Origin of the sequence: Streptomyces sp. NPDC059567 (assembly GCF_042735655.1) — a bacterium.
In the GTDB taxonomy this organism is placed as follows: domain Bacteria; phylum Actinomycetota; class Actinomycetes; order Streptomycetales; family Streptomycetaceae; genus Streptomyces.
Map to the genome: position 1 here is coordinate 1 of NZ_JBHWBS010000166.1, position 8,522 is coordinate 8,522.

Genomic DNA, 8,522 nt, shown 5'->3' on the forward strand with positions numbered 1-8,522 from the left:
GTCGTCAGGCGTCGACCTTCTCCATGACCTCGTCGCTGACGTCGAAGTTGGCGAAGACGTTCTGCACGTCGTCGCTGTCCTCGAGCGCGTCGATCAGCTTGAAGATCTTCCGCGCGCCCTCTTCGTCGAGCTCGACCTGCATGGTCGGGACGAAGTTGGAGTCGGCGGAGTCGTAGTCGATGCCGGCCTCCTGGAGGGCGGTGCGGACCGCGACCATGTCGGTGGCCTCGCTGATGACCTCGAAGCTCTCACCGAGGTCGTTGACCTCCTCGGCACCCGCGTCGAGAACCGCGCCGAGGACGTCGTCCTCGGTCAGCTCTCCCTTGGGCAGCACGATGACGCCCTTGCGGTTGAACAGGTACGACACCGAGCCGGGGTCGGCCATCGAGCCGCCGTTGCGCGTCATAGCGACGCGGACGTCGGAGGCGGCACGGTTGCGGTTGTCGGTGAGGCACTCGATGAGCACCGCGACACCGTTCGGGCCGTAGCCCTCGTACATGATCGTCTCGTAGTCGACGCCGCCGGCCTCGAGGCCGCCGCCGCGCTTGATCGCCGAGTCGATGTTCTTGTTCGGGACGGAGCTCTTCTTCGCCTTCTGCACGGCGTCGAACAGCGTCGGGTTACCGTCCAGATCGGCGCCGCCGGTCCGGGCGGCAACCTCGATGTTCTTGATCAGCTTCGCGAAGAGCTTGCCGCGCTTGGCGTCGATCACGGCCTTCTTGTGCTTCGTCGTAGCCCATTTAGAGTGGCCGGACATCTGCCTGTCTCCTTCGCGTAACCCATTTCTGAACGAACCCCAGAGATCCTACCGGGACCTCGTCACACCGCGGCGCGCACCATGTCGACGAACAGGGCGTGAATGCGGTGATCGCCGGTGAGCTCGGGGTGGAACGAGGTCGCCAGGGCACGACCCTGCCGTACGGCCACGATATGACCCTCGTGCTCCGCGAGGACCTCGACCTGGGCACCGACGGACTCGACCCACGGGGCGCGGATGAAGACGCCCTCGACGGGACCGTCCTCGATGCCGGTGACGGTGACGCCGGCCTCGAAGGACTCGTTCTGCCGTCCGAACGCGTTGCGGCGGACGATCATGTCTATGCCGCCGAAGGTCTCCTGGCCCGAGCGCGGGTCGAGGATCTTGTCGGCGAGCATGATCAGACCGGCGCAGGTGCCGTAGACCGGCAGTCCGGCGGCGATGCTCTCGCGCAGCGGCTCCATGAGGCCGAAGAGCTCGGCCAGCTTGGAGATGGTGGTGGACTCGCCGCCGGGTATGACGAGGCCGTCGACCTCGGCGAGTTCCTCGGGGCGCCGGACCGGCCTGGCCACGGCGTCAGCCGCGGCCAGGGCGATCAGGTGCTCCCGTACGTCGCCCTGGAGAGCCAGGACACCGATCACGGGTGTGCTCATGGGTGACTACCAGCCGCGGTTGGCGTAGCGCTCGGACTCGGAGAGGGTGTCGCAGTTGATGCCGACCATGGCCTCGCCCAGGTTGCGGGAGGCGTCCGCGATGATCTTCGGGTCGTCGTAGAAGGTGGTGGCCTTCACGATGGCGGCGGCGCGCTTGGCCGGGTCGCCCGACTTGAAGATGCCGGAGCCGACGAAGACGCCCTCGGCGCCGAGCTGGCGCATCAGCGCGGCGTCGGCGGGGGTGGCGACACCACCGGCGGAGAACAGCACGACCGGCAGCTTGCCGAGCTCGGCGACCTCCTTGACGAGCTCGTACGGGGCGCGCAGGTCCTTGGCGGCGGCGAACAGCTCGTTGTTGTCGAAGCCGCGCAGCTTGGCGATCTCGTTCTTGATCTGGCGCAGGTGACGGACGGCCTCGACGACGTTGCCGGTGCCGGCCTCGCCCTTGGAGCGGATCATGGCCGCGCCCTCGGCGATGCGGCGCAGGGCCTCGCCCAGGTTGGTGGCGCCACAGACGAAGGGGGTGGTGAAGGCCCACTTGTCGGAGTGGTTGACCTCGTCGGCCGGGGTGAGGACCTCGGACTCGTCGATGTAGTCGACACCGAGGGACTGCAGGACCTGGGCCTCGACGAAGTGGCCGATGCGGGACTTGGCCATGACCGGGATGGAGACGGCGCCGATGATCTCTTCGATCATGTTCGGGTCGGACATGCGGGCGACGCCGCCGTCCTTGCGGATGTCGGCGGGGACCCGCTCCAGGGCCATGACGGCCACGGCGCCGGCGTCCTCGGCGATCTTCGCCTGCTCGGCGTTGACCACGTCCATGATCACGCCGCCCTTGAGCTGCTCGGCCATGCCGCGCTTGACGCGCGCGGTGCCGGTCTCGGGAGACTGGGTGCTGTTGGGAAGCGTGGTGGACACGAGGACCTCACTCGGGAAAGCGGTGTTGAGACAAGAGTGAGGAAACAGGCCACCACCAGTCCACATCAAGGGCCAATGTGTAGGCGGTGGATCGTTTTCGCTGTTTTCGCAGGCTACGGAGGTCAGGCCGGGCGATCGGCAAGGGCGACGGGCGGTTCGTCGTCCATTTCGAAGGCCAGCGGGAACGGAGCGTGACCGGCCAGCCGGAACCAGCGCACCTTGCGGTGGCGGCGCAGGGCGCGGGCGGCGCGTACGGCGTCGTTGTGGAACCGGCGGGCCATGGGCACGCGGCGGACGGCGGCCGCGAGTTCGTTCGCGGCCTCCTCGCCGCCGGGGGCAGCCCGTACGGCCTCGACCTGCTCGGGCTCGCCGAACACGGCGCGCAGGGCCTGGCTCAGCTCGCTCTCGGCGACCTCGCGGTGGTCCTCCTCGGCCTGCCGGGCGGCATGCGCGGCCTCGTAGAGCACGATCGAGGCGGCCGGGTCGAGGACGCCGGACGTGGCCAGTTCCTGGGCGACCGAGGCCCGGCGGAGCAGCTGGGCGTCGAGGGCGGCCCGGGCCGCGTCGATCCGCGCGTGCAGCCGGTCGAGGCGGCCGGCGGTCCAGCTGAGGTACAGGCCGATCGCGATGAGCGCGACGACGGTCCAGATCAGGGTTTCGGTCACGGGCGCACAGGCTACCGTCGCGCCGGCAGGACCCCTTCCCAGAGGTCACGGTCGTGGGCGAACCGGACCCTGTGCCGTACGCCCGTCGGAGAGCTCCGCGAGCCGGTCCCGGCCGGCCGCGACCGCCCGTCCCCCGCCCGTCCCGCGAAGCCCGCCTCAGTCCCTCGACGCCAGACCGAACCTGGCCCGCAGCCCCGTGCGTTCGTCCGTCGCCACCGAGGCCGCGCCGTCCGTCACCGTCTCGTAGACCGCGAGGATGTCCGCGCCCACCGTCGACCAGTCGAAGCGCCGTACGTGCGCGCTGCCGCGCTTGCGCAGCTCGTCGCGCCGCACCTCGTCCCCGAGCAGCCGGATCGCCGCGTCGGCCAGCGCGTCCGCGTCCTCGTTGGCGAACAGCTCGCCCGCCGCGCCCTGGTCCAGGACCTGGGCGAAGGCGTCGAGGTCCGAGGCGAGGACCGGCGCCGCCGCCGACAGCGCCTCGACCAGGATGATCCCGAAGCTCTCGCCGCCCGTGTTCGGCGCCACGTAGACATCGACGCTGCGCAGCAGCCGCGCCTTGTCCTCGTCGCTGACCATCCCGAGGAACTCGACGCGCGAGCGCATCTCGCGCGGGAGCGAGGCCACCGCCTCCTCCTCGTCGCCGCGCCCGGCGACCAGCAGCCGGGTCTCCGGCCGCTCGGCGAGGATCTTCGGCAGGGCCTTCATCAGGACCGGGAGGCCCTTGCGCGGTTCGTCGATCCGCCCGATGAAGCCCAGGGTGTGGCCCTGCCACTCCGCCTTCGGCTCGGCCCGCGCGAAGAAGTCCACGTCGACACCGTTGGGGATGACGACGGCGTCGCCGCCCAGGTGCTCGACCAGGGTGCGGCGCGCGTACTCGCTCACCGCGATCCGCGCGCTGATCTTCTCCAGGGCCGGCTGCAGGATCGGGTAGGCCGCGATCATCGCCCGCGAGCGCGGGTTCGAGGTGTGGAAGGTGGCCACGATCGGCCCCTGCGCCGCCCAGCAGCTCAGCAGGCCCAGCGAGGGCGAGGCCGGCTCGTGGATGTGGATGACGTCGAACGTGCCGTCGTGCAGCCAGCGCCGCACCCGCGCCGCCGACAGGAAGCCGAAGTTGAGCCGGGCCACCGAGCCGTTGTACGGCACCGGCACGGCACGCCCCGCCGAGACGACGTACGGCGGCAGCGGCGTCTCGTCGTCGGCGGGCGCGAGGACGGACACCTCGTGACCCAGCCGGATCAGGTGCTCCGCCAGGTCGCGGATGTGGAACTGGACGCCGCCCGGAACGTCCCAGGAGTACGGGCAGACGATGCCGATCTTCACGTCCGCACGTCCTCCCCGCGCTCCTCCAGATCAGCGAGCCACAGTCGTTGCAGCATGTGCCAGTCCTCCGGGTGGTCGGCGATACCGCCGGCGAAGGCATCGGCCAGCGCCTGTGTCATCACGGACGTCTTCTCGGCCCGGGTACCTGTCTCGGGTACGTCGATGGGTCCGTGCACCCGCCCCTTCATGACCGGGGTGTCGTCGTACCAGAGGGTCACGGGCAGCAGCAGCGCGCCCGTCTGCTGGGCGAGTATCGCCGGACCGGCCGGCATCCGCGCCGTCTCGCCGAAGAACGTGACCTCGGTGCCGGAGGCGGACAGGTCGCGGTCGGCGACCAGACAGATCAGGCCACCGGCCCGCAGCCGCCGCGCCAGCGTGCCGAAGGCCGATCCGCCGGTATGCGGCAGGACCTCCATGCCCAGCGACTCGCGGTAGGCGACGAACCGGTCGTACAGCGTCTCCGGCTTGAGCCGCTCCGCGACCGTGGTGAAGGGCACGCCGAGCGAGCGGGTCACCCACACGCCCGCGAGGTCCCAGTTGGCCAGGTGCGGCAGCGCGAGGATGACCCCGCGCCCCGAGGCCAGACCGTCCTCGAGGTGGTGGACGTCCTTGATGTCGAAGCCGGCGTCGACGCGTTCCTTGGTCCAGGTCGGCAGCCGGAAGGACTCCATCCAGTACCGCATGTACGAGCGCATCCCGGCCTTCGACAGCTCGGCGAGCCGCTCGGGCGTCGCGTCGGGGACCACGCGCGCGAGGTTGGACTCCAGGCGCAGCACGCTCTTGCCGCGCCGCTTCCAGGCGTAGTCGGCGATCCGCCGGCCGAGCCCCGTCGCCATGGGCTCCGGCAGTTTCTTCACGGTCGACCAGCCGAGCCCGTACAGCCCGTCGGTCAGCCGGTCCTTCATGCCACTCGCGCCACTCATGACGTCGCCTCGTTCCCCCCGGCGGCGGACGCGGCCGCGTCCGCCTCCGCCGACTCGCGTCGTACCGTCACCACTCGCTGCCCCAGCGTCACCGCGGAGCCCACGGCGACGATCCACAGCGCGATCGGCAGCAGCACGTCGATGCCGGGCACGCCGAAGGCATGCAGTCCGGCGAGACCCGCGGCGACCAGTGAGATCACCAGCCGCTCGGCCCGCTCCACCAGGCCGTTGACCGCCACAGGCAGGCCAATCGATTCACCACGCGCCTTGGTGTACGAGACGACCTGACCGCTGGCCAGGCAGAAGATCGAGACCGCGCACAGCACGTTGTCGTTACCCGTACCCGCGTACCAGAGCGCGAAGCCACCGAAGATGGCGCCGTCGGCGACCCGGTCGAGGGTCGAGTCGAGGAACGCGCCCCACCGGCTGGAGATCCCGGCCTGGCGGGCCATGTTGCCGTCGACGAGGTCGGAGAAGACGAAGAGCGTGATGACGATCGTGCCCCAGAAGAACTCTCCCCTGGGGAAGAAGACCAGTGCACCCGCCATCACTCCGGCCGTGCCGATGAGCGTGACCGCGTCGGGGCTGACGCCACGGCGGAGCAGAAACGCGGCGAACGGTGTGAGGACACGCGTAAAAAATGCACGCGCGTACTTGTTCAGCATGGCCTTCCCGAGGTTCGGTGGGCCGCGCGGCCCCTACGACCACCGGCCTGCCCATCGTAGCCAGGACCACCTTGCCATTCCGTCGGCCACCCGCCCCGTCGCGTCGTGTACGACGTATGGACGCGCCCTGACGTCGGTGCAAAGCTCGAAGAACCACCGCGGGCATCGCCGGAGCTGCACGCGATCCCCTCCCGCGCCGACTCCCCCGCGCCCGCGCCCCGCCGCACCGTGCGGGCGGCCCACACCGCGCGACCGGTGCCAGCGACCGGGAGGAACAGACCATGGGCGACAAGGCGAACGCACACTCCGGAGCCGCCGGCAGGGCTCCAACGGCCGACCGGCCCTCGGACGTACGGAACGTGGTGCTGGTCGGCCACAGCGGATCGGGAAAGACGACGCTCGTCGAGGCGCTCGCGCTGACCGCGGGGGCGGTCAACCGGGCCGGACGCGTCGAGGACGGCGGAACGGTCTCCGACTACGACGAGATCGAGCACCGCCAGCAACGTTCCGTACAGCTCTCGCTCGTCCCCCTCGAATGGGGCGGGTGCAAGATCAATCTCCTCGACACACCGGGATACGCCGACTTCGTCGGGGAACTGAGGGCCGGTCTGCGCGCGGCGGACGCGGCCCTCTTCGTCGTCTCGGCGGCCCAGGAGGCCGACGCGATCGCCGGGTCGACCCGCATGGTCTGGGAGGAGTGCGCGGCGGTCGGAATGCCCCGTGCCATCGTCGTCACCCACCTGGAGACGGCCCGCACCGGCTTCGACGAGCTGACCTCCGTCTGCGCCTCGATCTTCGGCGGCGACGACCCCGATGCCGTGCTCCCGCTCTATCTGCCCGTCCACGGCGCGGAGGCGCCGGACGGCCACGCCCCGACCACCGGCCTGGTCGGACTGCTCTCGGAGCGGATCTTCGACTATTCCACGGGCGTGCGGCAGGAGAATCCGCCGGACGGCGACCAGCAGGAGCTGATCGCCGAGGCCCGCAACCGGCTCATCGAGGGGATCATCGCCGAGAGCGAGGACGAGACCCTCATGGACCGCTATCTCGGCGGCGAGCAGATCGACATCAAGTCGCTCATCGACGACCTGGAGAAGGCCGTCGCCCGTGGGACCTTCCATCCGGTGCTGGCCGCGGCGCCCGCGACGGACGGCGGGAAGCAGGGCCTCGGCACCGTCGAGCTGCTCGAACTGATCACCGGCGGCTTCCCCACCCCGCTGGAGCGCGAGGCCCCCGCCGTCACCACCCCCGACGGCGTCCCGCGGCCGCCGGTCACCTGCGACCCCGACGGCCCGCTCGTCGCGGAGGTCGTGAAGACCGCCTCCGACCCCTATGTCGGCCGGATCTCGCTGGTCCGGGTCTTCTCCGGCACCCTGCGCCCCGACGAGACCGTCCATGTCTCGGGGCACGGGCTGACCGACCGGGGTCACGAGGACCACGACGTCGACGAGCGCGTCGGCGCCCTGACCTCTCCCTTCGGCAAGCAGCAGCGCACGCTCAACCGGGTCATCGCGGGCGACCTCGCCTGTGTCGCCAAGCTCGGCCGCGCGGAGACCGGCGACACCCTCTCCGCCAAGGACGATCCGCTCCTGATGGAGCCCTGGACGATGCCCGATCCGCTGCTCCCGCTCGCGATCGAGGCGCACAGCAAGGCCGACGAGGACCGGCTCTCCCAGGGTCTGGCCCGGCTCGTCGCCGAGGACCCCACTATGCGCCTGGAACAGAACCAGGACACCCATCAGGTCGTTCTGTGGTGTCTCGGCGAGGCCCATATGGACGTGGCCCTGGAGCGGCTGCGCAACCGGTACGGGGTGCAGGTGGACGCCGTACCGCACAAGGTGTCGCTCCGTGAGACCTTCGGCGGGCCTTCGGCCGGTCGGGGCCGGCATGTGAAGCAGTCCGGCGGCCACGGCCAGTACGCGATCTGCGAGATCGACGTCGAGCCCCTTCCCCCGGGCAGCGGAATCGAGTTCGTCGACAAGGTGGTGGGCGGGGCGGTGCCCCGCCAGTTCATCCCCTCCGTCGAGAAGGGGGTACGCGCCCAGGCCGCGCGCGGAGTCGCCGCCGGCTATCCGCTGGTCGACGTGCGGGTCACGCTGCGCGACGGCAAGGCCCACTCGGTCGACTCCTCCGACGCCGCCTTCCAGACGGCGGGCGCGCTCGCGCTGCGCGAGGCGGCCGCCGAGGCGAGCATCCAGCTCCTGGAGCCGGTGGCCGAGGTCCAAGTGCTCGTCCCGGACGAGTACGTGGGGCCGGTGATGAGCGATCTGTCGGGGCGGCGCGGGCGGGTCGTGGGGACCGAACAGGCCGGTCCCGGGCGGACGTTGGTGCGGGCCGAGGTCCCTGAGATCGAGATCGGCCGGTACGCGGTCGACCTCCGCTCCGTCTCGCACGGCACCGGCAGCTTCGACCGCGCGTACGCCCGTCACGAAGCCATGCCGCCCCATCTCGCGGACAAGATCCGCGGACAGGCGGAGAAGGGAGCCTAGCCGCCTCCCGTATCTCGCGCCCCCTCCCCCACGGCCGGATGTCGCCCGGCCGACTCCCCACCGACGGGCGGCCTCCGGCCGACCCGGGACGCAACCGCCGGTACCCCGGTACGCGGTGGTGCCCAGCAC

General features: G+C 70.8%; 8 protein-coding genes. 1 reads left to right on the forward strand and 7 read right to left on the reverse strand.

Annotated features, from left to right (window positions below; translation table 11 throughout):
• Window positions 1–4: 4 nt before the first annotated feature.
• The 7 genes from ACFVZW_RS36075 to pgsA all read right to left on the reverse strand — a co-directional run bounded on the left by ACFVZW_RS36075 (window position 5) and on the right by pgsA (window position 5,904).
• Window positions 5–757, reverse strand: a complete 753-nt coding sequence (locus ACFVZW_RS36075; protein ID WP_158985482.1) for a YebC/PmpR family DNA-binding transcriptional regulator — start codon at window positions 755–757, stop codon at window positions 5–7.
• A 62-nt stretch (window positions 758–819) separates the two neighbouring features.
• Window positions 820–1,410, reverse strand: a complete 591-nt coding sequence (pdxT, locus tag ACFVZW_RS36080) for a pyridoxal 5'-phosphate synthase glutaminase subunit PdxT (protein ID WP_384530695.1) — start codon at window positions 1,408–1,410, stop codon at window positions 820–822.
• A 6-nt stretch (window positions 1,411–1,416) separates the two neighbouring features.
• Window positions 1,417–2,265 (reverse strand): pyridoxal 5'-phosphate synthase lyase subunit PdxS, encoded by an 849-nt coding sequence (pdxS, locus tag ACFVZW_RS36085; protein WP_376443043.1) that lies wholly within the window; start codon window positions 2,263–2,265, stop codon window positions 1,417–1,419.
• 188 nt (window positions 2,266–2,453) lie between these two features.
• Window positions 2,454–2,996, reverse strand: coding sequence for a hypothetical protein (locus ACFVZW_RS36090; RefSeq protein ID WP_384530697.1), 543 nt, complete (start codon window positions 2,994–2,996; stop codon window positions 2,454–2,456).
• 156 nt (window positions 2,997–3,152) lie between these two features.
• Entirely contained in the window at window positions 3,153–4,316 is a 1,164-nt protein-coding gene (locus tag ACFVZW_RS36095; protein WP_384530699.1) for a glycosyltransferase family 4 protein, read from the reverse strand.
• Window positions 4,313–5,221 carry a phosphatidylinositol mannoside acyltransferase gene (locus tag ACFVZW_RS36100; protein WP_384530703.1) on the reverse strand — a complete coding sequence of 303 codons (909 nt, stop codon included), beginning with the start codon at window positions 5,219–5,221 and terminating at the stop codon, window positions 4,313–4,315. Before ACFVZW_RS36100 ends, ACFVZW_RS36095 begins: the two co-directional genes overlap by 4 nt.
• A 14-nt stretch (window positions 5,222–5,235) precedes the next feature.
• Window positions 5,236–5,904, reverse strand: coding sequence for a phosphatidylinositol phosphate synthase (pgsA, locus tag ACFVZW_RS36105; protein ID WP_329122787.1), 669 nt, complete (start codon window positions 5,902–5,904; stop codon window positions 5,236–5,238).
• A 281-nt stretch (window positions 5,905–6,185) separates the two neighbouring features.
• Here pgsA and ACFVZW_RS36110 point away from each other — a divergent pair, with 281 nt between their 5' ends.
• Window positions 6,186–8,393, forward strand: coding sequence for an elongation factor G-like protein EF-G2 (locus tag ACFVZW_RS36110; RefSeq protein ID WP_384530701.1), 2,208 nt, complete (start codon window positions 6,186–6,188; stop codon window positions 8,391–8,393).
• Window positions 8,394–8,522: the final 129 nt, after the last annotated feature.